Below are 1,033 nucleotides of genomic sequence, written 5' to 3'. Positions count from 1 at the left end.
TGTCAATCCAGATAATATTAATCCTAGTCCATATAAACCAACTAGAGTTACAAAAAGAATTGGCAAAATTTTAATGTTAAAAGGTAGAATAATTCCTATTGTCAACATTACAATAATCATAAGTATAGTAACCTTGACTAAAGATACTATAAACCATACTAATGTTTTTAACTAATGTTTTTACAGACAATATACATAATATATGTGTTGGTTTTAGTAATAGTTGTTCAAATGTACCTGTCTGTTTTTCATACGAAATTGAAATTGATGCTTCTGAAATGATTGTTGATGCAAAAAACCAAAATATAAATCCTATATGTAAATTTTTTTGTCGGTAGTGTAAAAAATTTGTGCTTAAGTGAAAATAAATACTCCTTTCTGGCAAGAATTAGAAAAAGAAAAAATGTCAGAAAGGAGTATTTTTATGAGTAAATTACCAAAAGAAGTATTAAGACAAATGATTTCAGATGGAGGGTTAAAAACAGCAGATGATCTTTATGAGTATCTAAAAGATATGTTTAAAGATGCACTCCAAGAAATGCTTGAAGCAGAATTAGAAGTAGAATTAGGTTATGCTAAAGGAGATAGAAAAAATAAACAAACAGATAATAGAAGAAATGGATATTCTGAAAAAACTATTAAAACTAAATACGGAAAATTAGATATTGAAGTTCCTAGAGATAGAAATGGAGAATTTGAACCTATTGTAGTTCCTAAGAACAAAAGAGACATATCTGGAATAGAGGATAAAGTAATATCCCTTTATGCAAGGGGAATGACAACAAGGGATATATATGGAATACAAATATCATCTGAAATGGTAAGTAAAATAACAGACAAACTATTACCCCAAATACAAGAATAGCAAAATAGACCACTTGAACCAATTTATCCATTTGTATTTATGGATGCTATACACTATAAAGTAAGAGAAGATGGACAAAAAACAAAATCTTCGATTTGAATAAATCAAGGCAGATTTTGTTGAAATCCATAAACGAAAATTATATTTGAAATTGTCTCTAGTTTAATA

The 1,033-nt window shown here is 27.5% G+C and carries 1 pseudogene; it reads left to right on the top strand.

What is annotated here, in order from left to right:
* Positions 1–424 precede the first annotated feature (424 nt).
* Positions 425–943: pseudogene (locus AB4Y15_RS14120) on the top strand (transposase); the annotation flags it as partial.
* Positions 944–1,033: the final 90 nt, after the last annotated feature.

The organism is Caloranaerobacter longqiensis, from assembly GCF_050286925.1.
Taxonomy (GTDB): domain Bacteria; phylum Bacillota; class Clostridia; order Tissierellales; family Thermohalobacteraceae; genus Caloranaerobacter.
This window is presented reverse-complemented; position numbering and strand designations above follow the sequence as displayed.